The 21,753-nt window shown below is 57.0% G+C and carries 27 protein-coding genes and 1 tRNA gene; 14 read left to right on the top strand and 14 right to left on the bottom strand.

Annotated features, from left to right (window positions below):
- The first annotated feature begins 171 nt into the window (after positions 1 to 171).
- From SNL23_RS30785 to SNL23_RS30795, 3 genes are read left to right on the top strand one after another with little or no spacing between them, the layout of a single operon-like run.
- Entirely contained in the window at positions 172 to 1,194 is a 1,023-nt protein-coding gene (locus SNL23_RS30785) for a Gfo/Idh/MocA family oxidoreductase (protein WP_318304658.1), read from the top strand.
- Positions 1,191 to 1,979, top strand: a complete 789-nt coding sequence (locus SNL23_RS30790) for a TIM barrel protein (protein WP_318304660.1) — start codon at positions 1,191 to 1,193, stop codon at positions 1,977 to 1,979. The genes SNL23_RS30785 and SNL23_RS30790 overlap by 4 nt, the downstream gene beginning before the upstream one ends.
- 36 nt (positions 1,980 to 2,015) lie before the next feature.
- Positions 2,016 to 2,942 carry a sugar ABC transporter substrate-binding protein gene (locus SNL23_RS30795; RefSeq protein WP_076013969.1) on the top strand — a complete coding sequence of 309 codons (927 nt, stop codon included), beginning with the start codon at positions 2,016 to 2,018 and terminating at the stop codon, positions 2,940 to 2,942.
- Positions 2,943 to 2,981: 39 nt separating this feature from the next.
- On the opposite strand, the gene SNL23_RS30800 is transcribed toward SNL23_RS30795, so the two are convergent.
- The 5 genes from SNL23_RS30800 to SNL23_RS30820 all read right to left on the bottom strand — a co-directional run bounded on the left by SNL23_RS30800 (position 2,982) and on the right by SNL23_RS30820 (position 5,476).
- Entirely contained in the window at positions 2,982 to 4,163 is a 1,182-nt protein-coding gene (locus SNL23_RS30800; protein ID WP_318304661.1) for an MFS transporter, read from the bottom strand.
- 70 nt (positions 4,164 to 4,233) lie between these two features.
- The gene (locus SNL23_RS30805) at positions 4,234 to 4,422 is read right to left on the bottom strand and encodes a DUF1737 domain-containing protein (RefSeq protein ID WP_167664952.1); all 189 of its coding nucleotides are present in this window, start codon (positions 4,420 to 4,422) and stop codon (positions 4,234 to 4,236) included.
- 47 nt (positions 4,423 to 4,469) lie between these two features.
- Positions 4,470 to 4,886, bottom strand: coding sequence for an NAD(+)--rifampin ADP-ribosyltransferase (arr, locus tag SNL23_RS30810; protein WP_167664953.1), 417 nt, complete (start codon positions 4,884 to 4,886; stop codon positions 4,470 to 4,472).
- A gap of 105 nt (positions 4,887 to 4,991) precedes the next feature.
- Complete coding sequence (locus SNL23_RS30815) at positions 4,992 to 5,309, bottom strand: hypothetical protein (protein ID WP_167665023.1); 318 nt, start codon at positions 5,307 to 5,309, stop codon at positions 4,992 to 4,994.
- A 5-nt stretch (positions 5,310 to 5,314) separates the two neighbouring features.
- Positions 5,315 to 5,476: a hypothetical protein gene (locus SNL23_RS30820; protein ID WP_167664954.1), complete on the bottom strand. Its 162-nt coding sequence runs from the start codon at positions 5,474 to 5,476 to the stop codon at positions 5,315 to 5,317.
- 239 nt (positions 5,477 to 5,715) lie between these two features.
- Between SNL23_RS30820 and SNL23_RS30825 the strand changes: the two genes are divergently transcribed.
- Positions 5,716 to 6,039, top strand: coding sequence for a MoaF-related domain-containing protein (locus tag SNL23_RS30825; protein WP_318304662.1), 324 nt, complete (start codon positions 5,716 to 5,718; stop codon positions 6,037 to 6,039).
- Here SNL23_RS30825 and SNL23_RS30830 read toward each other — a convergent pair.
- Complete coding sequence (locus tag SNL23_RS30830) at positions 6,029 to 7,054, bottom strand: alpha/beta hydrolase (RefSeq protein WP_318304664.1); 1,026 nt, start codon at positions 7,052 to 7,054, stop codon at positions 6,029 to 6,031. The two genes, SNL23_RS30825 and SNL23_RS30830, sit on opposite strands and share 11 nt — an antisense overlap.
- 279 nt (positions 7,055 to 7,333) lie before the next feature.
- On the opposite strand from SNL23_RS30830, the gene SNL23_RS30835 reads away from it, so the two are divergent.
- Both SNL23_RS30835 and SNL23_RS30840 read left to right on the top strand, forming a co-directional pair.
- On the top strand, positions 7,334 to 7,765 hold the full coding sequence (locus SNL23_RS30835; protein ID WP_076013966.1) for a hypothetical protein: 432 nt from the start codon (positions 7,334 to 7,336) through the stop codon (positions 7,763 to 7,765).
- 172 nt (positions 7,766 to 7,937) lie between these two features.
- The gene (locus tag SNL23_RS30840) at positions 7,938 to 8,279 is read left to right on the top strand and encodes an ASCH domain-containing protein (RefSeq protein ID WP_076013965.1); all 342 of its coding nucleotides are present in this window, start codon (positions 7,938 to 7,940) and stop codon (positions 8,277 to 8,279) included.
- A 139-nt stretch (positions 8,280 to 8,418) separates the two neighbouring features.
- On the opposite strand, the gene SNL23_RS30845 is transcribed toward SNL23_RS30840, so the two are convergent.
- The 4 genes from SNL23_RS30845 to SNL23_RS30860 form a co-directional block, all read right to left on the bottom strand.
- A complete protein-coding gene (locus tag SNL23_RS30845) occupies positions 8,419 to 9,066 on the bottom strand; it encodes a hypothetical protein (protein WP_076013964.1) in 648 nt (215 codons plus the stop codon).
- Positions 9,067 to 9,242: 176 nt separating this feature from the next.
- Positions 9,243 to 9,329: transfer RNA gene (locus SNL23_RS30850), tRNA-Leu, on the bottom strand.
- Between the two features lie 354 nt (positions 9,330 to 9,683).
- Entirely contained in the window at positions 9,684 to 9,971 is a 288-nt protein-coding gene (locus SNL23_RS30855; RefSeq protein ID WP_318304665.1) for a helix-turn-helix domain-containing protein, read from the bottom strand.
- Positions 9,972 to 10,363: 392 nt separating this feature from the next.
- Positions 10,364 to 10,972 carry a LysE family translocator gene (locus SNL23_RS30860; protein WP_076013962.1) on the bottom strand — a complete coding sequence of 203 codons (609 nt, stop codon included), beginning with the start codon at positions 10,970 to 10,972 and terminating at the stop codon, positions 10,364 to 10,366.
- 210 nt (positions 10,973 to 11,182) lie between these two features.
- On the opposite strand from SNL23_RS30860, the gene SNL23_RS30865 reads away from it, so the two are divergent.
- The 3 genes from SNL23_RS30865 to SNL23_RS30875 are packed head-to-tail and all read left to right on the top strand — an operon-like array spanning position 11,183 to position 14,890.
- Positions 11,183 to 12,322 carry a merozoite surface protein 3b gene (locus SNL23_RS30865; RefSeq protein WP_318304666.1) on the top strand — a complete coding sequence of 380 codons (1,140 nt, stop codon included), beginning with the start codon at positions 11,183 to 11,185 and terminating at the stop codon, positions 12,320 to 12,322.
- On the top strand, positions 12,322 to 13,509 hold the full coding sequence (locus tag SNL23_RS30870; protein WP_318304668.1) for a DUF6384 family protein: 1,188 nt from the start codon (positions 12,322 to 12,324) through the stop codon (positions 13,507 to 13,509). Before SNL23_RS30865 ends, SNL23_RS30870 begins: the two co-directional genes overlap by 1 nt.
- A 4-nt stretch (positions 13,510 to 13,513) precedes the next feature.
- Positions 13,514 to 14,890, top strand: a complete 1,377-nt coding sequence (locus tag SNL23_RS30875) for a hypothetical protein (protein WP_318304670.1) — start codon at positions 13,514 to 13,516, stop codon at positions 14,888 to 14,890.
- Positions 14,891 to 14,924: 34 nt separating this feature from the next.
- On the opposite strand, the gene SNL23_RS30880 is transcribed toward SNL23_RS30875, so the two are convergent.
- Both SNL23_RS30880 and SNL23_RS30885 read right to left on the bottom strand, forming a co-directional pair.
- Positions 14,925 to 15,248: a helix-turn-helix domain-containing protein gene (locus SNL23_RS30880; protein WP_076013958.1), complete on the bottom strand. Its 324-nt coding sequence runs from the start codon at positions 15,246 to 15,248 to the stop codon at positions 14,925 to 14,927.
- 80 nt (positions 15,249 to 15,328) lie between these two features.
- On the bottom strand, positions 15,329 to 15,847 hold the full coding sequence (locus SNL23_RS30885) for a DUF1993 domain-containing protein (protein ID WP_318304671.1): 519 nt from the start codon (positions 15,845 to 15,847) through the stop codon (positions 15,329 to 15,331).
- A 145-nt stretch (positions 15,848 to 15,992) separates the two neighbouring features.
- On the opposite strand from SNL23_RS30885, the gene SNL23_RS30890 reads away from it, so the two are divergent.
- The 5 genes from SNL23_RS30890 (at position 15,993) to SNL23_RS30910 (ending at position 19,099) form a co-directional block, all read left to right on the top strand.
- Entirely contained in the window at positions 15,993 to 16,949 is a 957-nt protein-coding gene (locus SNL23_RS30890; protein WP_318304672.1) for a glycoside hydrolase family 6 protein, read from the top strand.
- 95 nt (positions 16,950 to 17,044) lie between these two features.
- Complete coding sequence (locus SNL23_RS30895) at positions 17,045 to 17,272, top strand: hypothetical protein (protein WP_076013956.1); 228 nt, start codon at positions 17,045 to 17,047, stop codon at positions 17,270 to 17,272.
- Between the two features lie 225 nt (positions 17,273 to 17,497).
- The gene (locus SNL23_RS30900; protein WP_318304673.1) at positions 17,498 to 17,878 is read left to right on the top strand and encodes a DUF1090 family protein; all 381 of its coding nucleotides are present in this window, start codon (positions 17,498 to 17,500) and stop codon (positions 17,876 to 17,878) included.
- A gap of 490 nt (positions 17,879 to 18,368) precedes the next feature.
- Positions 18,369 to 18,674 (top strand): DUF6124 family protein, encoded by a 306-nt coding sequence (locus tag SNL23_RS30905; protein WP_318304675.1) that lies wholly within the window; start codon positions 18,369 to 18,371, stop codon positions 18,672 to 18,674.
- A gap of 215 nt (positions 18,675 to 18,889) precedes the next feature.
- A complete protein-coding gene (locus SNL23_RS30910) occupies positions 18,890 to 19,099 on the top strand; it encodes a hypothetical protein (RefSeq protein WP_318304676.1) in 210 nt (69 codons plus the stop codon).
- 40 nt (positions 19,100 to 19,139) lie between these two features.
- Here the strand turns inward: SNL23_RS30910 and SNL23_RS30915 are convergent, their stop codons facing one another.
- Together SNL23_RS30915 and SNL23_RS30920 are read right to left on the bottom strand one after the other, a co-directional pair.
- A complete protein-coding gene (locus SNL23_RS30915; protein WP_318304677.1) occupies positions 19,140 to 19,907 on the bottom strand; it encodes a hypothetical protein in 768 nt (255 codons plus the stop codon).
- 176 nt (positions 19,908 to 20,083) lie between these two features.
- Complete coding sequence (locus SNL23_RS30920) at positions 20,084 to 20,869, bottom strand: toll/interleukin-1 receptor domain-containing protein (protein WP_318304678.1); 786 nt, start codon at positions 20,867 to 20,869, stop codon at positions 20,084 to 20,086.
- Positions 20,870 to 21,753: the final 884 nt, after the last annotated feature.

Below are 21,753 nucleotides of genomic sequence, written 5' to 3' on the forward strand. Positions count from 1 at the left end.
GTTCATATTTTTGACATGTCAGTATAGACATGTCATCTGAATGAACACTAATTTGAATAAACTCTCATTAATCTCTTACATATCAATGGTTTAAATATTGGCACAACCCTTGCTGCTAGGTCTGTACCAGCAGAAGATCCCTGCGGTACAACAATAAAAAGGAGTCATTTCATGAGTACATCCAAGAACATCCGCCTCGGTCTCATCGGCGCCGGCCGCATGGGTAGCTTCCATGGCCTGACAGCCGCCCGGCATATCCCCGGTGCCTGCCTGGCCGCCATTGCCGACCCGACACCCGGCCAAGCTGCGCGCCTGGCGTCAGAGCTGGGCGTACAACGGGTCTACACCGATCCCCAGCAACTGCTCGATGACCCGGACATCGACGGCGTACTGATCGCCGCTCCGGCCCGCAGCCATGCCGAATTGGTGATCAGCGCCGCCCGCGCCGGCAAAGGGGTATTTTGCGAAAAGCCCATGGCCATTACCCTCGAAGAAGCCGACCGCGCCATCGCCGCCGCTGCCGATGCCCAGGTGACGCTTCAAGTGGGCTTCAACCGCCGCTTCGCCAAAAGTTTTCGCACGGCTCACCTGGATGTAGTCGCAGGCCGTATCGGAACGCCACAGTTGCTGCGCTCGCTGACACGGGATCCGGCACTGAACAATCCCGCCGCCTCACCGCAATGGGTGATCTTCCTCGAAACCCTGATCCATGACTTCGACACCCTGCGCTACCTGAACCCCGGCGCCGAAGCCGTCGATGTGTTTGTCATGGCCGATGCGTTGATTGCACCGGACTACAAAAGCAAAGGTTTCCTGGACACCGCGGTGGTCACGATCCGCTTCGACAACGGAGCCATCGCTACAGCTGAAGCGAACTTCCAGGCGGTGTACGGCTACGATGTTCGCGGGGAAGTGTTCGGCAGCGCGGGCATGCTGACCATGGGCGGCGTCCATGACTCTGACCTGGTTCGCTACGTTGCCGGCGGCATCCAGGCTGACACCCAGCGCCTGGACACCGACCTGCTGCGTGACGCCTACGTGGCCGAGCTCAACCATTTCGTGGGTTGCCTGCGCAGCGGCGAGAAGCCTCTCGCCAGCGGCGAAGATGCCCGCGCCGCACTGGCCATCGCCCGCGCGTGCATCGAGTCTTTCCAGCAAGGCAAAATCGTAAGTGTGCAAGGCGGTCGCTCATGAGCTTCGTACCCTTCAAGCTGGCGGTCAGTGCCGAAATGGTCTTCCTCGACCTGCCCTTCACCGAGCGTGTCAAACGCATACATGCGCTGGGGTTCAGCGCCGAAATCTGGGACTGGACGACCAAGGACATCCCGGCACTGGCCGCCACCGGCGCAGACTTCACTTCAATGACGGGCTATATCTCGGGCAACCTGACCGACCCCGAGGAGATTGCGCAACTGCTCGACAGCGCCCGGGAATCCTTGGCCATCGCCGCCCAGCTCAATTGCCCAAGCCTCAACCTGCATGGCACCGGCCTGGGTGACCGGGGTTTGCCGGTCAAGCCGGTGGCTCGCACCACCGGGCGCATGTGGTTGAGCGCCTGCAAGACCCTGGAAAAAATCGCGCGCCTGGGCGAAGACGCCGGGCGGGTTTTCCTGCTGGAAAACCTCAACACCGAGGTGGACCATCCCGGCACCCCCTTCGCTCGCGCCGACGACACCCTGGCACTGATCGAAGCAGTGGGCAGCCCCCATCTGAAGATGAACCTCGACCTCTATCACGCGCAGATCGGCGAAGGAAACCTGATCGAACTGATCCAGCGCGCCGGCAGCGCCATCGGTGAAATCCAGGTGGCGGACGTGCCTGGCCGCAAGGAGCCCGGCACGGGTGAGATCCACTATCCCGCCATTGCCAGCGCTTTGTACAACCTGGGATACACCGGTGTCGTGGGTCTTGAGGGCTGGGCCAGTGGCGACAGCGAGGCGGCACTGGCACGCTTCCGGCAAGCCTTCACCTTGTCTTGATGCCTTTCAACTCATAACAATAAAAGGAACACCATCATGCGTCGCAGCACATTGCTTTTCGCCACGCTGTTACTCCTCTTCAGCCAATGGGCCGCCGCCAGCTATCGCGTAGGCGTCAGCATTGCCAGGGTTGACGACAATTTCATGACCTACGTGCGCAGCGGCCTGGAAGATGCGGCCAAACAGGAGAATGTCCAGATCCAGTTCGAAGACGCCCAGGGCGACGTGGTGCGCCAGCTCAATCAGGTCCAGGGGTTTATCAATCAGAAAGTCGATGCGGTCATCGTCTTGCCGGTGGACACCGCCGCCACTGCCAACATGACCCGCGCCGCTGTCGAGGCGAATACGCCGCTGGTCTACGTCAACCGCCACCCGGACGAGCGCGTATTGCCCAAAGGCGTGGTGACGGTGGCGTCCAATGATATTGAGGCCGGGCAATTGCAGATGCGCTACCTCGCCGAGAAGCTCCAGGGCAAAGGGACGCTCGCAATTATCATGGGTGACCTGGCGCAAAACGCCACCCATGACCGTACCGAAGGGGTTAAACAGGTGCTCAAGGATTATCCCGATATCAAGATCGTGGAACAGCAATCGGCTGAATGGCAGCGCAGCAAAAGCATGGACCTGACCAGCAACTGGTTGCTGGCGGGGACTCACTTCGATGCCATCGTGGCCAACAACGACGAGATGGCCATTGGAGCTGCGATGGCGTTGCAGCAAGCGGGAAAAGCCAAAGGCGATATCGCCATCGTCGGCATCGACGGCTTGCCCGACGGGCTGGCCGCGATCAAGCGCGGGATGCTGGTTGCCTCAGTCTTTCAAGACCCCAAGGCCCAAGCCACTGCTGCCGTACAAGCAGCCATCAAAATGATCAAGGGCGAAGCGGTCGAGACGGATGTGTGGGTGCCGTTTCAGTTGATCAAACCGGAGCAGGTTGCCATGTTTGAACAGCACTACAAGTAGCCCCGACCGCCGCTGATCCCGACTGGGGATCAGCGGCGCTCACGAAAAAACCGGCTCTGCGCGGGCACGCAACCCCACGGTAATCATCAGGACAATAGCCGGAACAATCACCACGCTGGCCGACAGCATCGCCCCCTTGAGCCCGGCCACGTCCAGCACGCTCCCTCCGACAATCACACCCAGCCCGATTGCACTGTTGAGCACGGCAGTATGGAGGGCGGTCGCCGGTACCATGTGATCTCCGGCGATCCTCAAGACCCACGTCTGCAGGCCGGTAAACAAAGCGGAAATGGCCACGCCCCAGATCACCAGTAACGTCACCACGGGCGCGAGCCCCAGTAGCGGACCGTAGATGCCCAAGGTCACCAACGCCAAGGCCATCGCAACCAACGCCAGCAAAATGAACGCCTTCAAGTAACGATCAATAAACAGTGCACTCAGCAGGTTGCCCAGAAAACCTGCGGCGCCGAAAGCAAACAGCAATACAGCAATCCAATACGAAGTAATGCCGGGTACCTGGCCTATAAACGGTTCGACAAAGGTGTAGGCGCCAAAATGCGCGGCGGCGGTCAGGCCGGTGATGACGTAAGTGATCATCAGGTCCTTGCGCCGCAGCACCACCGCAAACCCCAGACCTTTGGCCAGCGAGGGAATATGCATGGAAGGCAGCACCAGGGCGATCGCGCCGGCGCTGGCGACACACATCAAGGCCAGGCACATAAAGGCTGTGCGCCAACCATCGTATTGGCCCACCAGATTAATCAGCGGTACGCCCATGACCGTGGCAATCGTGATGCCGCCCAGCACAATCGAGGTGGCCAGCCCCACGCGGTGCGACGGCACAATATGCGCGGCAGTGGCAGCCACGATGGCCCAGAACACCCCATGGGCCAATGCGCCGACGGCGCGGGCACCGAGCAGAGAGGAAAATTCAGGGGATAACGCTGCCAGGCCGTTCGATAAGGCCAGTATCAACATCAACGCGATCAGCAGCGCCTTGCGGGGAACCCGGCGGCTCAACCAGTTGGATAACAAGCCGCTGGCCGCCCCGATCCACGCGTATAGGGTTACGGTCAGCCCGACGGTAGACGGGGCTTGATTCAGGCCGGCAGATAGTTGCGACAGCAAACCAATGGGGGCGAACTCGGAAGTCACCATGGTAAAGGAGGCGATGCACAGCACACTGACTGCACACCATACCCGCAAGGCTGAGTTGATCACCGGCAATGTCCTTCCCTGTTCATGGCTGAGTCGTCGTGACTCCACCTCGCGCGTCGCTCACTGAGACCGGCTAGTTATCGGGATTCCAAACGACGGCCTGTGCCACGACAACGTATTCGCCGTTAAATGTTGCCGCTGGCGAACCATAAAGCTGGTAGCCCAGAGCAAGGGCTTCAGAGACTCGGTGACAGAAGGAGGCATCGTCCTTGCCTGTCAGAATCCGATAGGTGGGTAAGCCTTCAGGAGGAGAACTCTGCATGGGGGCACCTGCTGGAATAGTTAAAGAAAACCACTGGGCAATCTATATCAGTCGATGATCACATCGCGACCCTCGGCCTTCAAGCGCGCGAGGTTGTCCTTCATCTGCTGCAACCGCTCAGGCGGATGCCCTTGCCACTTCGTCACTTCAGCGACGACCCGCAACGGATCGGCGGAGCGATAGGACAGCGTGGGATTACCGGGAAACTTCTTATCCGTCACATTGGGATCATCCATGATTGACCCCGTTGGCTCCACAACATAAATCCGTTCCCGCTCACTGCCGAGTGCCAGCTCAGCCCCCCAGATGGCGGCATCCAGGGTGCCCGCGAAGTAGACCCACGACAGTGGTTTACCTTCTGTGAAGTTGGATGGGTAGCCGACGCGGATCAGATCGCCCGGTTCCAGATCAGCCCGGGTGCCGTGAAAAAACTGACGGGTAAACATGCCAGCGGTGTTTGACATGGGCTGTCTGCTCCGTGGATGAATGACAAAATCAATAATGAGGGTTGCACGGAACCCAGCGGCGGTGAACTGCCCGGCGTTTGATCACCGGGCCAGAGGGCTGAGTTAAAGCAATACAGTGGAAAGCATACCCAAGGCTCCCAGGACGAACCCGATGAGTGCGCCACGTCCTGGTGCTTCATGAAACAGAGACCAGACCACCACTGGCTCAAGCAGCAACAAAGAGGTGACTGAGACCACGGTGACGATCCAGATATCACCGACAGCCATGTACCCCAGCCAATACGCACCCAGCAGGCAAAGCCCGGCAAAACACATAACCACAACGGGAAGGACGAACCCTTCCCATGAACCATTCCCTGTTTGGGCAAGCTTGGCGGTTACCACCTCACTGTAGATTGCACAAAACTCACCGAGCACCATCAACCCTAGAGCAGAAACTCCGAGTAGTTCTTTGGACATATCAAAAACTCCTTCGTATTCAACGCAATATTTTTCAGCTCCCAGCGCGCAATGCCGCTGCTCAGGAGCGTGTTGCAGTGATACGAAGCAGCCTTGAACAGGCCTGAATTACCGAAGTGCTTTTCCATGCTCATGTCCTTCAAAGGGTGTGAGTCTCAGCGCCCAAATAAGGGCGCTCGTTCCGATCATACGTTCCGTTAGCCATTGCGAACAACCCGCACAGCCGAACGCTGAGCATGCCTGAAGACTTCGAAAGTCGTAACGTTCGTGCGTGTACGTCAAATATGTTTTGTGTTTACCCGGCTGTTTAGGGAGCACTGGACAAGCACATGATGCGCGATCACCACTCTCAGGAAGCTCCTGCCTCATGTCGACTTCAGCTACCAAACCACCCTTCGCCGGAAAAACGTTCGAAGTGCGTTACGACGGTTTAATCGCGCTCAATATTTATGCGGAAGACGGCCAAAGCCTCAGCTATGAAATTATCGGCGGCGATCTCAAAGGCGCTAAAAGAGAGGTCAACTACGAATGGAAGGCTATCTCGCCCACCGCTTTCGTGATCACCTGGCAAGAAGCTGATGGTGCGACCGTCGTTCATATCGACGACTTCGCGGCACAGACATCGCTCTCTTTCTACACAACTCCCACCCTCGACTTGTACCGACTCGAAGGCTCGCTGACTAAGGTATAGAGAGCGTTCTACTTTCTAGCCAGGTACTTATGGCCACTACGAGTTCTGTCTTGCACTCCACCGGAAGCCAGTGCCCGCCAGACACGCTCGTCACGCTGAGATCTGCGCAGGCCGCACGCATTGGATCGCCCAGTTGATTGCCCTTGATGGTATTCATCTGGTCGTAATCGCCGTTCACAAACAGTACGGGCAATGACAGGCGTCCACCATCGGGCGCTCGGTGGGCGTACTCGATGTTGGCATCGTCGTTCAGGTACCACGCGCAGGGTGCGCGGAAGCCCCGCTCTTCGAACGTCCGCACCAGTGCAGCAAAGTCCGCCTCGGGCCAGAGCGCGGCGTCTGTTCGGGTGGGTGGGGCCCGGTGCGCTTCGCCAAACCGCCCGCCTTTCCTGGTCACTTCGGCATTGGATGCAACCTTGCCAATGCCCGCAGGGTCGCCTCGCCGATAAATCGATGCCAGCGACGCGGCTTTGTCCGCATCAAGATCAGCGACGGCGGACGCAAAGTGCGTGTTGTAGTAGCGGTAATAGTCCCATTGACCGTCTGGATACTGGTCCGCCGGATAAATCCCTCGGTCAACCAGCGGGACCAGCGTCGGCAGCGCGTTCGTGGAGGGGAAGTAGGGGACCGAAATCAGCACCACGCCGCGGCTCCGCTGAGGTTCATGAGCAACCAATTCACCCGCCACAACGCTGCCCCAATCGTGGCCTACCCAGATTGCGGGTATTGCGCCGAGATGGTCATGAAGTTCTGCCATGTCTGTCACGATGTTTTCAATCGTGTAAGCATCTATGGTGGCTGGCGCAGAGGAGCCACCATAACCGCGCATGTCGGGTGCAACGCAGTGCCAGCCTTTAGCTGCGAACGCTTCCATCTGCGCACGCCAGATCAAACTGAGCTCAGGCCAACCGTGCAGGAACATCATCAATGGTCCATCGGCAGGCCCCTGCTCTACATAATGCGTCGTATGACGGGGCGTGCTGAAAACACGTGAAGGGAGCTTGGAAGTGGACATAGGATCTCCTCATGCTAGGCCGGCCGACATAAGCGCCATGTCGGCAGAATCACCGCTGAATCTGCACCCTAGCGTAACGATCCCTATGATGCTTGCCAGCTTCCCGTCATTGTCAGTCCTGTACCTGCCATCTGCAGCCAGACCCAACACGGCATATCTTGTTACAACCATTCGCCTGCGGGCACTGCCCTTAGAGAACTTCAAACTTTCACTCTAGTCCTAATGCCAGGCGTGCTTTAAACCGTGAGCGCCTGCTGACAACCCATAGAGGTTCAAAAAATGAAAATGACACTACCCGCCCTAGTTCTGGGTGTCCTCATTTCGCAAGGCGCGATGGCAGCCGGAGATGGCACAGCCGCTCTTGGAGGCGGCGTTGGTGGTGCACTTGGCAATATCGTAGGTCAACAGCTCGGCGGCTCGACGGGCGCGGCAGTAGGCGCAGGCGTAGGTGGTGCTGCCGGCAGTGCTGTCGGCGCTCAAAGAGGCAACAGAGCGGAAGCCGCGATAGGTGGCGGTGTCGGATCGGCTGGCGGGTCACTCATTGGTAATCGCCTCGGCGGCGCCACTGGCTCGACGATCGGTGCAGGTCTCGGCGGCGCCGCGGGTGGCGCGCTAGGAAACAACCTGGCGGACGATGAGAGCAATCATCGATCTGATGGCAAGAAGCACAATGGCAAAAACAAGCATAAACACAAGAACAAGCATCGTTAGTTTCTGACGCTATTACATCGAAGCCCGGCCCAGCGCTGGGCTTCTTATTTCTGGCGAGCGCCCTACTCTGCTACGGTGACGCGCTCAGATCGCAATGGAAGCATCAAAGAAAGGGCTCATGGAAGACTCTGGCAATTACTCCCTTTTATGTGTGTTTTCTAAGGATTCGTGCATGCAAACGTTGCGGATTGTGCCTCGACTTTTCCCTGAGTTGCTCAAAGGCAGCAAGAGGTCAACGATCCGCATGGGCGAACTGCATATAGAGCCAGGCTATTTGCGCTACGAATGTGAGGACGACCCGAGCAAGACAACCGTCGTGTGGGTTACTCGTTGCACGTACATGCCTTTAAACGAAGCCGCTGCTTTCTGCGGTATGCAGGACGAATGGCCACCAAGGGTGATGCTCGAGGGGATGCGCGAGCACTATCCCCTCATTCAGCTATCGGACACGGTTCAGGTGGTTGAGCATGAAACACCTGAGCAGACAAAGATTCGGATTGCCTCAGGCTCTTGAGAGCGTGCTTCCAAGCAATAGCGCCAAGATCTTCAATGCCCGCTCGCTCTTGCCGAGATGGATAGCCAAAAACGAAAAAGCCCAGCAATCGCGCTGGGCTTAGATATGGCAACCACGTAAAAAATATGAGCTGTGCTACTTAGCCCTTGCAAAGCTTCTGGGGCGACTCCGTGCCCGTGAGTTTTTTCGGCCATGCAATCGGTAGATTAGGAATAGACATAAGCTCGACTACGCCAAACACGCACATAATCACCGCATTTCCATCCGCGTTGGGCGCGCTGCCGAGGCCCACCAGAACCTCGTAGTCTTTTCCGGGCTCCAGTTTGAATACTTTCGCCTGGCCTGGGCACACAGCGTAAGTGCTGCCGTAGCTGCCGGCCGACGCACCTAATGTCGCAACCTGAAAGGGTGCATCTGTTTTAACGCGGTACTCAGCCACAATCTCGGTGTACAAGCCTTCGGCCATCCGAACGGCTCCGATGTACTGCTGAAGCTTGGGTGAAACCCTTCCCGGCATTCCAAGATCGGCCGGCTTAAGTGGGTACTGAGGGTAGTTAATGCTCGGCTGTCCATCCTCTGAGAAGCGACCAGCTACAGCCATTTTGTGGCGAGTATCCGGGGCACAGCTGCCAGTGACACTGTCGCCAAACACATTGGAATTGGTGATCACACGAACTCGGGCCGTATTGTCGGCCTGAGGTGGATCGACATAGGGAACAGAGGGGATCCCGCCACAACCAGCAAGGGCGATGGACGAAACAAAGAGCAGCAACCAGGTATTACGCATCTACTACATCCTTGAGTTTACCTAAGATCCATCGTGTACGAACCAGACTAAAAACACTCAGTAAAAAGCCTGACTGGGCATCCGCCAACTAAGTGAGTTGCGGAGCAACAGTTGAAATTGCGGAGCGGAAACAAAAAAGGACCTGCCTGATAAATCACGCAAGTCCTTGAATATTGTGGTGCCCGAAGCCGGAATCGAACCGGCACGCCCTTACGAGCGGGGGATTTTAAGTCCCATGCGTCTACCAGTTTCGCCATTCGGGCGGTAGCGCTATACAGCGAGCCAAGCAGCTTGAACAGCCCTTGAGCGTTGCAGCAGGCTAGGGAATATATAGATCCAGCCCCCTCGATGCAAGGTCGAGCGCGGGCTTTTTCAAACAAACAAGCTGCACCCCGGCAAACAAAAAAGCTCGCCAGATCAGTGATCTACAGATTTCGGCCGCGGTGGTGGGCAATAGCAGCGCAGGCCGCTTCGGCCCCCACCGCACGCGTCCCCAGGTGCATCAGGAAAAATAAGTCATTACCGCAATGACCACTGAAACCCAAACCAGGGTCATCAAAAACGACAGCGCAGCCAACGTTTTGCCCATTTGCCTACTCGCCCCGATGCAAACCGCTTCAGTGAATCAACTCTTTTGCCTTCTCCAGCCACTCCGTGGCGCTGTCCAGTGCTTCGGCCGCTTTGGCTGAATCGGCGTTGCCATTTTCCGCCCGGTTGCCGGTGATGACAAACAACACGTCGACACCGACCTTGGCAATGGCCGCCAGGTAATCTGCCCGTGGAAAACGCACACCGTTTTCATAACGCCCCTGGGCATTGGTCTCAACGCCTCCGACCTTGCCCAGCGCCGCTTGAGAATAGCCAAGCCTGGCACGTTCTGCCTTTAACCTCGCCCCAATGCTCATGAAAAACCTCCTGTGTGGGATGGTGAATACGATACTCCGCACAAAAGGTTAGTTCCTTGACCGAACTGACCCGCTATTTATTGCCTGATCCCCGAAAACCAGCATCCCCCTGTTCTCCGGCACCGGCGGCGCCGGGGAGCATCTGATACGCTTTTTTCTTGTGCATCTGACCCTGTATCGAAACTCGTCCTGCCCTGACAATACACCCACTCCCGACACGCCCGTGGAGCCCGACAGGAACCGTCCTGCCGGCCCGTTCATTTCGGAGGCCTTATGGCTAAGATGGCATTTTTCCTGTTCGGTTTTCTTGCGCTGACCATCGCGATTGGTCTGCTTGCCACCATCTCACCGGTCTAGCATCCACACCCCGCCGCCTGCGTTCAGCGGTAGTTTCAGCCGGCAAAAAACATCGGATACAACGACAGCACCAACAATCCCGCCATCGACCAGTTGAACAGCCGCAACCAACGCGGCTCGCGCAACACATTGCGCAAGCCGCTGCCACAGCCGGCCCACACACAAACACTGGGCAGGTTCACCAGGGCAAACACCGCCGCAATCAACAGCACGTTGGTGACATAACCGTCGGCAGGCGTATAGGTGGTGATAGCACCCAGCGCCATGACCCAGGCCTTGGGGTTCACCCACTGAAACGCCGCCGCGCCGAGAAAGGTCATGGGTTTACGCTTGTCATCGGTGTCATCGGACATCGCGCTGGAGGTTGCAATCTTCCACGCCAGGTACAGCAAATACGCCGCCCCTACATAGCGCAATACGGTGTAGGCCCACGGCAACGCCTTGAACACTTCCCCCAGGCCCAAGCCCACTGCGATCACCAACAACATGAAGCCAATGCTGATGCCCAGCGCATGGGGAATAGAGCGGACAAAACCGAAGTTCACCCCCGACGCCAGCAACATGGTGTTATTGGGGCCAGGGGTGATTGAGGACACAAAGGCGAACAGCGCAAAGGCTGACAACAGGCTTGAAGACATAAGCATGGCGCGACATCCGAACGAGTACTGTGGCCGTGACAGTAGAACGTTGCGCCAGCCTGCGCCCCGTACAGCTACGGGCAGATACAGGCATACACTTCGTCAGGCCTGCCAACAAGCGCGTTCCCACCAAACTGCCATTGGTTTGCCTTCATTGATCGGTATACTTGCGCACTTCTCTGCACCTGTGCCGAACACATCCTGAAAGGACACTCGATGAGCAACTACCTCGACCGCGCGCTGACTGGCCTGCGGACCCTGGGCATCAATCTTCTGCAGCCGGTTCCAGATGCACCGGTCCTGGTATTGCTGGACCGCGTGGCCCAGTACGACACCGCCAAAGTCACCGCTATCGCTGCCGTGCTGCAACAGTCGACCACCTTCAACAGCGTGGTTCGCGAACAGATCGCCGGGATGGATATCTCCACACGCTTCATGGACATAACCCAAAGCTTCACCTCGATCCGCGAAGACGCGGCCGCCATGGCCGGCTGGATGGATGACGGACGCCTGGATACGCTGGAGAAACTCAAGCTGAGCTGGATGAACCTGCGTCGTGGCTCGATCCCCAGCCGCTTCAGCGAAATCCGTGAAAAATACCTGCAGGTGTGCAAGTCGGCCAATGACCAGATCGCCCGGGAAACCGTGATTCTGGAGGCCTACCTGGACTTCCGCATGGCCATGAAAGCCGCCGAGGTCGATGCCCAGCAAGTGCTCGCCACGGCCGGCCAGGTGCTGGAGCAGCGGACCCAGGCCTTGAACGAGGCCAACGCCCAAGTCACCGCTGCCGAAACCCTGGCGCCGGCCGAGCGCGCGGCCCTGGAGCTGCGCCGCGACGAAGCTGTACGCGCCCTGCAGGACGAAGACAAGCGCTATCAGATCGTCAAGGACATTGCCGACGACCTCAAGGTCGGCTACAACACGGCCGAAATGGTCTTCGCCCGGATCAACCAGGTGCATGTGATCAAGGAGCGCCAGTACCAGCGCATGGTCTCGTTCTTCTCCACCAACGAAGTGGTGTTGACCGGCCTCGCCGTGTCGTTCACCAGCAACAGCGGCCTGGCCGTAGCCACCAACACACTGAATGCCACCACCGACGGCATCAGCAAGGGTCTTGAAGCCCTGGGCAGCACCGGCAACACGCAACTGGAAGCGGCGGTCCAGGCCAGCTACGGCACCACGATCAAGGTCGACTCGGTGCGCGCCCTGGCCGACGCCACCCTGAGTTTCCAGACGGACATGCACGGCCTGACGGAAACCTACCGCGCTGAATCCAGCAACGCGTCCCGTGACATCGCCGAAGCCGTCGAAGAGGCCAAACGCAAGTTCGCCGCATTGCTGACCAAGGCCGCTTGATGAGCGACATTCTCCTCTCCGAGCAACTGGGCGCGATGGCGCTGGTCGATCAACTGCGCCACCAACAGATGGCTGTGGAAAAAGACCTGAGCCTGCCTCAACGCCGTGCCGAAGTGGCGGCGCGCATCCGTGAGTATTACCAGAACAACGGCATTCAATTCACCGAAGCGCAGATCGACCAGGGCGTGCGCGAATTCTTTTCCAAACGCCTGGTGTTCGAGGCCCCGGAACTGAGTGCGCTTGACCGTTTCTGGAGCAAGGTACTGCTCAAGCGCCATCGCGGCATACTCGTCATTCAGCTCATCGCGGTCACCTTGCTGGTGGTGCAATGCAGCCGGGTGATGGTCGCCAGGCACGAAATCCAAGAGGCTCAACGAGCGGCCATCGCCGTTGAGACGAACGTGGCACAGAAACAGTCAGACATCGCCAACCTGAAGGCCCGCCTGAGCGCCGTGCAACAGGATCCGGCCTATCTTGAGGGCAGCGATCTGTTCAGTGCCCTGCCCCGTCTGAACACCAAGGCCGAACATGCCCTGGCCATGGTCGATACCTCGGGGGTCGATTACGCCAATGAGCAGATCGGCGTGCTGGAAGCGTTTTTGGCCAAGGTCAAGGCGGTCCAGCCGATGACCGACCAGCTCAACGAGTTGACCCGCAAGGTCGCCGATATTCACCTGCCCGCCTCCGACAGCAAAGCGACGCTTGGCATGCAGGCCGAATTGGTCATGATCAAAGACCTCATCGGGAAATTCGAGATCGAAAAAGCCGGCGGCCAACTCAGGGCACTGCGTGCCAACACCGAACTGATCCCCAAGGAGGTAACCATCCGGGTTGTCGACCGGCCCGGCACACCGTCTGGTGTCGAGCGCTGCTACGACAAGGCGCTGTGTAATTCCAATCCTGGTTCGACCCAGGGCAAGAGCTGGTATTTGGTTGTCGAAGCCGTCGACCTGTCGGACAGGCCGGTGCTGCTGCCCACCGTCAGCACTGAGACCGGCACCGGCGCCTGGGCCAGCCAGTTCGCTGTGCGGGTGCCGCAGGCCGAATACCTGAAGGTCAAGGCCGACAAACTCGACGACGGCCACCTGACCCACCGCGTGATCGGCCGCAAGCCGGCCGGCAGGATGGAAGTCACCTATTTGAGCCAACGGACCACCGACCCGCTCGAAACGATATTGGAGTGGTGAAGACATGACGCCTGACACCCTGATCGGCATCACCGAACGTAACTCCCGCAACGCCGAGCTGATGATTCGCACGGCCGAGCGACAACTGTCTGAGCTGCTCGGCGAGCAACTGGCGCTGGAGCAGGATCTGACCCTGCGCTTGGGCCACATCGCCGCCCTGCACCTGCAACTGGGCGACACGCAGAACGAGCAAGTCGCCTCCGCCCTGAAAATGCGCCAACAGTCTCAGGACTTGCTCCACCGGGAGCTGCGTGAGGCAGAGCACGACGTGGCCCGTACGCTGGCAGACAAGGAAAAGCTGCAAGCACGAGCCGACTCTCTTGACCAACAAGCCCGGCTATCTCTGGAGCTGAACGCGGACTATGCGCGGCAGGTCGAGCAACTGGACCTGGCCCAAGCCGCCCACCGCGAACACATCAGCGGTTATGAGGAACTGCGCCAGGAGTGCGCGCTGAAACGCCGCGGCTATGATACGAACCTGGTCTACGTCTACCTGCGCGGGCACGCTTTCGGCACCGACCAATACCGGCGAAATCGACTGAACCGCTGGATGGACAACTGGCTGGCCACCAAGGTGAATTACCTCGCCAACCGCAAAAACGAGCTTAGCCTGATCGCCCTTGATGAGCGAAACGAAGCCTTGCAGGCCGAACGCAGCGATCTGATCAGCAACCTGAGCACAAGTGTCGATGCGCAACTGACTCAGGCACGAGACCAACTCGGGCAGGCCTCAATACAACCCGAGCTCGACGCCCTGCAACAGGTGATCGACAACGCCAAGCGCCAGGCGAATGCTATCCAGGAAAAGCTCGGTAGCTACTTGCGCAACGAAGACCCGCAGTACCAGCGTGCTCGGCAGTTGCTCACTGACCAACTGAAAACCCGCAGCATCGGCGAATTGATTGACCTCGCCAGCCAGACTCCGGACGCGGCTGACGACCTGATCGTGGAGCGACTGCAAACTTCGCATCTGCGCTTGGTAATGGTGTTACAGAAGTTGGCGGAGGCCGAGGATGCAATCAAGCTGTATAAGAGCGACTACCAGCGCGCCAAAGATCTGGAGCGTAGAGTTCGCACCGATGACTTTACCGGTCGCGATGTTTACTTTGACCTGTCGACAGACTTCGAGCGGCTGGTAGCCGGCTACATGACGCAGGACGTGACACTTGGGCAAGTGGTGGATGTGCTTGGCCGGGGCCTTAAAATCGTGCGCCGCAGCCAGGTAGCCGCCGGCGCGACGCGGGGCTATGTCAGCGCATCGATCAGCCCTATCAGCTACGGCGTCATCACCGTCGACAGCAACAGCAATAACAACACGGTCAGCTTTTCGTCGTCAGGCAGTGCAGGCGGCGGCAACTTCAGGACGACCGACAGCTTCTAGCCTGGCGCAAAGCAAATCCGGGACTTCCTCGTTGCTAGCTGTCAGACAACGAGGAAGTGATCTGCGCAATCGCATCCTGATCCATCCCGTCCAGCGTGCGGTAGTGGTTGATGATCAACGTTTCCTTGTCGCTGAGCGTGTCCAGATTGATAACCGCCCGCTCCCCCGTCAGCACATAAAGTATGTCCACGCCTTTGCGCCGGATGGCTATCAGGTAATCGGATTTGGGCAGTCGAGCACCGCTCTCGTAATGCACCTGGGCATTCGCAGCGACACCGCCAATCGCGCCGAACTCCTGTTGGGAAAGCCCCAGGACCTTGCGTTCTTCTTTCAGGCGGGTGCCGAGCCGATCGTCCATGGTGGGTACCTCAATAAGCGCGTTTAACACCCACCATACGCTTATGTGCAGAACCGGGGTCCATTCATTCGGGTGGCTGCTTATTGCGCGCGCACGAAGGCGAACATATGCGGCACGTAATCGGCCTTGCCGAGCGGCACACCGTTATGGCGAAGGATGTTGTAGGCGGTCATCAGGTGGAAATAGAACTGGGGAATGGCCCAATTGACCGCGTATTCGTGGGCAGTCATATCAAAGATGACGCCGTCTGGAAGCTCGATCGAGACGACACGCTCGCTGCTGTCGATAAGTTCGCGATCTGCCAAAGCGAGGGCTTGCAGGGTTTGCTCGATCAAACCATGCGTCTCGCTCAAGGTCACGGGTGTGCTCAGGACCGGCAGCGGCTGGTGGGTAAGACGCTGGACCGACTCCTGAGCCTGGGTGCACGCAAACCGGATCTGCGTTGCAAGGGTGTGCATGTCCGGCGCCAGCCGCGCGTCCAGCAGGTTTTGCGAGTCATAGGCCAACTCGCTGGCGTGCGCTTCGCCTTTGGACAAAAGCCCCTGGAGCGACCGCAACATCTGCGCAAAGCAGGGGACGGTGATTGCATAAATCGACATCGTTCTTCCTTGACTGGATGCTGAGCGCGGGAGCATGCCATGGCCACGGCCTACGCGGCTACCCGCCAAGCTTCATACAGCTTCACGTGACGTCGGCGGCGAGCCGACTTACCTTGGCCACCCGCCCCTCTTACTGGTGTAGAGCGTGCTAAAGATCGCCACCCTTGCCGCCGGCTTTATCGGCCTGTCGATGTTGCCTGCTGCCCAGGCGAGCGATGGGTTCTACGTCAACCCGCAGTCAACCGCCGCACAGTGGGTCCAGCAGCACCCCGATACGCCTGCCACCGCAAAGATCCGCTCAACCATTGCCGAGGTGCCCAGTGCCCTGTGGCTGACCCGCACCAGCCAGGCTGCGGGCACGCTCCCGGATCGAGTCAATCGTTACGTATCGGCCGCTGCCGGCGCGGATAAAACGCCGATCCTGGTGGCCTACAACTTGCCCCATCGTGACTGCAGCGGCGGCGCGTCTGCAGGCGGTGCGCCGAATGCAACAGCATACCGGGCCTGGGTAGACCAACTGATCAACGGTATTGGAGACAAATCTGCGGTGGTCATTCTGGAACCGGATGCGCTGGCCGATATGCAGTGCCTGGACAAGGACAAGCACTCCGAGCGGCTGCAGCTGATCAATTACGCCGTCTCGGGGCTCAAGCAGCGCTCGCCCCATACGGATGTATATCTGGACGCCGGCAATCCAGGCTGGAAATCCCCAGGCGCCATGGCCGAGGCGCTGAATGCAGCCGGTGTGAAAGAGGCCCGCGGGTTTGCCCTGAATATCGCCAACTTCTACACCCTCGCCCAGGTGCGCAGTTACGGTGACGCGATCAATGCCAGGCTGTTAAGCGAATACACCTATACAAAAGCCATCGCGGTAGACACCAGCCGCAACGGCAACGGCGCAACGCCTGGTGACTGGTGCAACCCCACGGGTCGCAGGATCGGTATGACACCCCAAGTGCTTTCACCGCGGTTGGTTGCCCTATGGATCAAACTTCCGGGCAACTCGGACGGTGCGTCTTCAACAAAAACCGATTGTCACGGCGGCCCGGCGGCAGGCACGTTCAGCCCCGAACTGGCGATGCGCCTGATGGATGGGAACTAAGAGCGCCCCTTGCATCGCGCTGCCCCATTGCTCAGGATGGCCCTCTTGAGCTCAACACCGGCAAGGAAGCATCACGTTACCGAGGCCGAACGAACATGACGCTCCCTGAAGACAACCCGTTGAAGATCGAGGGATGTCCGCGCCAGGCGAATCGCTGGTTCTGGCTTACGCTTGGGTTTTTGATGGTTTTTTTAACGATTACCTCGATGATTTTCCTGAGTGCAACTCCACCTGAATGGATGTTTGTTGCGCTCAACTTTGGCTGGGCAATCGTTGCTCTGACGCTGCTGGTGCGGCTATCGGGTGTGCACTGCGCCAAGTGAGGTAGCTGCCTCATTTTGCATCCTTTCAAGTAAACACCGCTGTAACACCCATCAACGTCTAAGAAACAACGTGAAACAACTCACACTTATGGAGCTCCGCTGTTGAAGGTCAAAAATTGACCAAATATATTTCGCTTCACCCGAGCGCTCACCTCTATATGGATATTGTTCTGCGCTTGCTCGGGCTCCCGGAACTGCGCAGGCAATAAAACATTGAGGTTTGCCATGCGCCTTTCCAAACTCGCACCCGCCGCCGCCCTGTTCAGCCTGTTTACCCTCACCGCCCAAGCCGCCGACCTGTCAGCCCTCACGGGCGCCCTGTCATCTGCCCTGGGTGGCGCCAGCAACAGCAACAGCACCGTCAACGCCAATAACGCCTCCTGCCAGCAACAGATCCGCGACCTACAAACGAATATCAACGCGGCCAATGCCAAGGGCGATACCTTGCGCGCGACCGCGTTCCAGGCGGCACTGACACAAACCAACAAAAGTTGCAGCAACAGCACTTACAACGCTCAGGCGCAGGTGGATACCAATCCCCAACGCCAGCAAAACGTGAACAAGGCTGCGGATGCGATCAACGCCATTGGCGGCCTGTTCAAGTAAGTTGGAATGCCCTGTGAGAAAGGCCCGTGATTGCGGGCTTTTTTTCGTCCATTGCACTTTCCAACAGGCAATAAAAACCCCGTAGACGTTAATCTGCAGGGCTATTGAGAGTCGAGCACGTAATCAGATAAATCCGCCCCCTTGACCTTGCTTCCTCTGTTTAAAATCTTCTCGGTTTTTTAAGGGCCAGCAAGGCAAATCGCTTTAACTTGCGGGACGTTTCCTAGAGAATCTTTTGGCCTTGTGGCCGCTGGAATCACTGGCTAGTCTTCGCTCCGTCGCTGCATATCAGCGACCGGGTGTGAGAATCCGGAACCAGTAGGCGCCAAGCGCCACGACCGTCTGTAGCATGCTCTATGGCGGCTGTGTGCGGGCAGACTTCGGTCTGGCCGGAGTCCTACTGTCCGGTATTCTCACCCTGCACATAGCTGCCACCTTTTGTCGAGTGAGACCGACACCAGGATGGCTCACCACCAGTAGGAGCTTATGCATGGACAAGATCGTTCCAGATCCACCTCGTACCACCCAAGACCGCGAAGCCTTTGATCGCGCCTTGAGTCACTACCTCCGACCCGATCCCGCCTCCCACCCAATATTTACCGTTCACCCAGACGTCAGCTTTGAAGACGCAATCGCTCAAATCTCTGAATTGCTGCGCTGTGCAGCCGCAACGGCTGAGGGTTCTGTGCAGGGATCACCTGGAGACAACCGCGACATGGCGCGTTCCACCGTGCACTTGATCGACATGGCCAGAACCTTGGCGGATCAGGCGCTGGATTGTTTGAAACCGCACTAACGCAGTATTGGGGCTGATCAAATCAGCCCCGTCTATCCCCGGGGCTGCGCCCAGACGCTTTCAGCGCAGTTACAAGGTCACAAATCCGGTCATTCGGTAGCGTTGCTACCGCAAAGATCTCATGCCAATCCAGCTCGGCTGAGCCATCAGCAGCGATCTGCAAGGAGGTTGGCGAGTAAGAACTTCGGCGCCGGGTTCGAGCTGGCGAAAAACAGATGCTTGCCGACCTGATAGCCCGGACTGAAGACACGGAGCAGGCATTGGTGATCGCAGAATGCCCGCGCTATGTGCGCCCCGTCGGCCCGGCCGGTGCAGCCGAAACGCTTCATTCGCGCCACAAAATCGAAGTTAACGAAAACGTGGCGGCAGAGCTCTACGTTCGCGGCCAGCGTCAGGCATTGCGGCTCGACGCCGAAGAAGAATAGTTCACCCGTTTATCGCAATCGATGTCTGACGAAAGTCAATTCAGCTACTCTTTTCAAGCCTAGACACCAACTTCAAGAATACATCAATCAATGCAATCACGATTCCAGAATGCGGAAACTCCGGTTTCCGCCATGGGTCTACAAGTGCGAGTGCGATTAATAACGAATTCACAATCCCGGCTTGGTTCATTACCCACTGACTGATATCCCCCTTATGCCGGTATGGACCTTGCGGCGTAGCATATAAAAGCTTGTTTCGAAAGTTCGCACGACTCGAGATCGCACGTTTAACCTGGCTAAGCTTTTTCTTGCCTAAAACCGCATTAACTTCCTTCTCAAATACATCTGCCAAAGTTTTATCACCTTGCGTGATGAGGTGTAACGGTGGATTAGGAACTATTTGATTTTTGGTATCGCCCAACTGAAACCCGATACGGATGGCAAGACGCCCGTTTACCTCATCAGTAAAAAGCCTATGCCTTCCGATTGCAGGGCCAATTTGCGTTTTCAGTTTTTCGAGCCACAATATAACCGCCTGAATAAACACAATAACTGTGTGCTTATCGTTATGACTTCGGAAGTTTATCTTTTCACTACCAAGGTAATTTTGCTCTTGTAGGGACGCGATTAGCGCGGTGGCAGCCTCTTCCTCCGCGCATACCGATCGAAATGCTGCCATAAGCGGATCAATTTCAGATATCTCTTTCGCTTTTTTAAGGTGGAACACTGCGTTCATTGCGGACCATTTTATTCGGCCTTCGCAACCTTCGATGATTTTTTGATGTTGAGAAAGAAACTCTAAATCCATGTCCAATACGCGTTCCTTAATAAAATCCCAGGGAAATATTTTATCTGAAAATCGTGCCCATAAAGATTAACTCTCAAAGCCCAGCATAACCCATCTAACTCGCCGCATCCGGTAACCGTTGGTGTTGCTGCCTAGCACTAGGAAGCAACACACGCCTCAGGTAAACACACCACCTATCAGACTTCCTTGCCGTATCCATCGGCATACCCAAGAGATTTTATTACTACGGGCTGTTCGGATATAAACTCAACAAAATAACTAATCCCTTTTTTTATTTCAGGCCCCGTAAATTTCCTAAAGAAATATCCATTATCAGAGTGAGTGCTAGTATTCGAAAAGCTAGTCGCTATCACGCCAGTAGGGTTTATATCGCCAGATGCTCCTATACGCTCTGAAGTATGCAAAAACCCATTTGTTTGAATCTCAACCGTCAATCCATTTATAGGTGAAAGATTGCTAGTCACTTCAACAACCAAGACAAACTTTCCATCTCCGCGCTGCCCTAAATCATACGAGTTGATCACTGCATTCGAATAGGGCTGAAGCTTGGCTTTTATAGCCTTACCTTCGATACCTGAAACCAATTCCTCGCAAGCATCTTCAAAAGATTTATTTGTGAAATTGGAGTAAAGTTTTTCGCGCAGCATGAATGGAACCTTACAAGCCTCAATCAAAACCGGTATCACAAACTTACTACCTAGGCCTTTCTCCTCGGCAACCTCCATTATCAGGCCGCCATTAACTTCCTTTTTAACCCACTCAGACTCAACTGAAGTTGGCGACAGGAACACTAAAAGCTTGTCAGCACCTTCAACACCCTCAGAAATTTTAGAGATGAGTGAATCGCCCGGCGTCATCTCCCACTCATCCAGCCACACCTCATATCCTCTTTGCTCCAAGTAAGAAGCTACATGCCTGACTGTAGGTTTATCTTTCGAGTTGTGACTTAAAAAGAGTTTCATGTTGCTCCTTGATCCGGCTCCATGCCGGTCACCCGTAATACCGTCGCCAACACAAAACTGCCATTACCCCGGAGAATGGTGCCTACCTAAATAAGCACGATACTCAGCGTGGGGTTTCGCTTACGACTACCCATCTCATTTTGTATGGATAGTGGTCGTCGCCGTAGCTGCACTGCAAGGAAAGATCCTCTGTAGGTTGAAGAGTGAAGGATTTTAAGGTTTCTGTTGGCTTTGCCCCGCCCCATGGGTTGAAGATCTCTTTTACAACGACCTTATATGCCCGTTTGGCATCGCTGTTTATCAGATGAGCGATTTGGCCGGTAGAGGCGAACCCGCAGCGCTCATTGTATTTGACTGTTACAACCGGATCCGCCATAGCTGGTCCAGAAAAAATCAAGGCGACGGACCAACCTATCCAAGTCCTTGCTCGCATAGACACCTCACGTGCTTCTGCTAGCCCAATGCCAGCTCACAAGTTATAGCCCACCAAAACCAAATTGCCACCACCGGCCACCGGAGGGCGGCACTTGACTGGAGATAATCCATGAGCAGCTACATGTACAAGACCACCGCCCCCGCCGTGGTTGCCGCGGTAAACGCCTGGGAAACCAAGCGCAAAGAGTGGGATGCCCAGCGCCAAGCTTGACCAAGTGTTAGGTGGCGCGGCCTCGCCGATGCGGTCAGGCAATCGAAGCTATGTCGGTGGCGTGAAGCTCAGTGATAGCAGCGAAATGGACGTGCACTGGTGCCGCCCCGATCAGGACGGCTACCGGGCACTTCGCTCGAGCGCAAAGCATGCCAAAGGGAAGCCGAAAGAATCGCGCGCCGCATAGGTCGCCGAGCATGAGCCCCTGTCGGCTCTGTGGAACGAGCATTGCCCTGCC

Source organism: Pseudomonas sp. SED1 (assembly GCF_034044025.1).
Taxonomy (GTDB): Bacteria; Pseudomonadota; Gammaproteobacteria; order Pseudomonadales; family Pseudomonadaceae; genus Aquipseudomonas.

Bases quoted from the DNA above. Each gene is read 5' to 3' on its own strand.
- SNL23_RS30910 (WP_318304676.1), top strand. From the start codon at position 18,890: ATGCTTGCCGACCTGATAGCCCGGACTGAAGACACGGAGCAGGCATTG.
- SNL23_RS30875 (WP_318304670.1), top strand. From the start codon at position 13,514: ATGACGCCTGACACCCTGATCGGCATCACCGAACGTAACTCCCGCAAC.
- SNL23_RS30835 (WP_076013966.1), top strand. From the start codon at position 7,334: ATGAAAATGACACTACCCGCCCTAGTTCTGGGTGTCCTCATTTCGCAA.
- SNL23_RS30865 (WP_318304666.1), top strand. From the start codon at position 11,183: ATGAGCAACTACCTCGACCGCGCGCTGACTGGCCTGCGGACCCTGGGC.
- SNL23_RS30805 (WP_167664952.1), bottom strand. From the start codon at position 4,422: ATGCAGAGTTCTCCTCCTGAAGGCTTACCCACCTATCGGATTCTGACA.
- SNL23_RS30825 (WP_318304662.1), top strand. From the start codon at position 5,716: ATGTCGACTTCAGCTACCAAACCACCCTTCGCCGGAAAAACGTTCGAA.
- SNL23_RS30790 (WP_318304660.1), top strand. From the start codon at position 1,191: ATGAGCTTCGTACCCTTCAAGCTGGCGGTCAGTGCCGAAATGGTCTTC.
- SNL23_RS30795 (WP_076013969.1), top strand. From the start codon at position 2,016: ATGCGTCGCAGCACATTGCTTTTCGCCACGCTGTTACTCCTCTTCAGC.
- SNL23_RS30840 (WP_076013965.1), top strand. From the start codon at position 7,938: ATGCAAACGTTGCGGATTGTGCCTCGACTTTTCCCTGAGTTGCTCAAA.
- SNL23_RS30845 (WP_076013964.1), bottom strand. From the start codon at position 9,066: ATGCGTAATACCTGGTTGCTGCTCTTTGTTTCGTCCATCGCCCTTGCT.
- SNL23_RS30920 (WP_318304678.1), bottom strand. From the start codon at position 20,869: ATGAAACTCTTTTTAAGTCACAACTCGAAAGATAAACCTACAGTCAGG.
- SNL23_RS30880 (WP_076013958.1), bottom strand. From the start codon at position 15,248: ATGGACGATCGGCTCGGCACCCGCCTGAAAGAAGAACGCAAGGTCCTG.
- SNL23_RS30915 (WP_318304677.1), bottom strand. From the start codon at position 19,907: ATGGATTTAGAGTTTCTTTCTCAACATCAAAAAATCATCGAAGGTTGC.
- SNL23_RS30785 (WP_318304658.1), top strand. From the start codon at position 172: ATGAGTACATCCAAGAACATCCGCCTCGGTCTCATCGGCGCCGGCCGC.
- SNL23_RS30830 (WP_318304664.1), bottom strand. From the start codon at position 7,054: ATGTCCACTTCCAAGCTCCCTTCACGTGTTTTCAGCACGCCCCGTCAT.
- SNL23_RS30855 (WP_318304665.1), bottom strand. From the start codon at position 9,971: ATGAGCATTGGGGCGAGGTTAAAGGCAGAACGTGCCAGGCTTGGCTAT.
- SNL23_RS30885 (WP_318304671.1), bottom strand. From the start codon at position 15,847: ATGTCGATTTATGCAATCACCGTCCCCTGCTTTGCGCAGATGTTGCGG.
- SNL23_RS30905 (WP_318304675.1), top strand. From the start codon at position 18,369: ATGGACAAGATCGTTCCAGATCCACCTCGTACCACCCAAGACCGCGAA.
- SNL23_RS30820 (WP_167664954.1), bottom strand. From the start codon at position 5,476: ATGGAAAAGCACTTCGGTAATTCAGGCCTGTTCAAGGCTGCTTCGTAT.
- SNL23_RS30815 (WP_167665023.1), bottom strand. From the start codon at position 5,309: ATGGTGCTCGGTGAGTTTTGTGCAATCTACAGTGAGGTGGTAACCGCC.
- SNL23_RS30870 (WP_318304668.1), top strand. From the start codon at position 12,322: ATGAGCGACATTCTCCTCTCCGAGCAACTGGGCGCGATGGCGCTGGTC.
- SNL23_RS30895 (WP_076013956.1), top strand. From the start codon at position 17,045: ATGACGCTCCCTGAAGACAACCCGTTGAAGATCGAGGGATGTCCGCGC.
- SNL23_RS30900 (WP_318304673.1), top strand. From the start codon at position 17,498: ATGCGCCTTTCCAAACTCGCACCCGCCGCCGCCCTGTTCAGCCTGTTT.
- arr (WP_167664953.1), bottom strand. From the start codon at position 4,886: ATGTCAAACACCGCTGGCATGTTTACCCGTCAGTTTTTTCACGGCACC.
- SNL23_RS30860 (WP_076013962.1), bottom strand. From the start codon at position 10,972: ATGCTTATGTCTTCAAGCCTGTTGTCAGCCTTTGCGCTGTTCGCCTTT.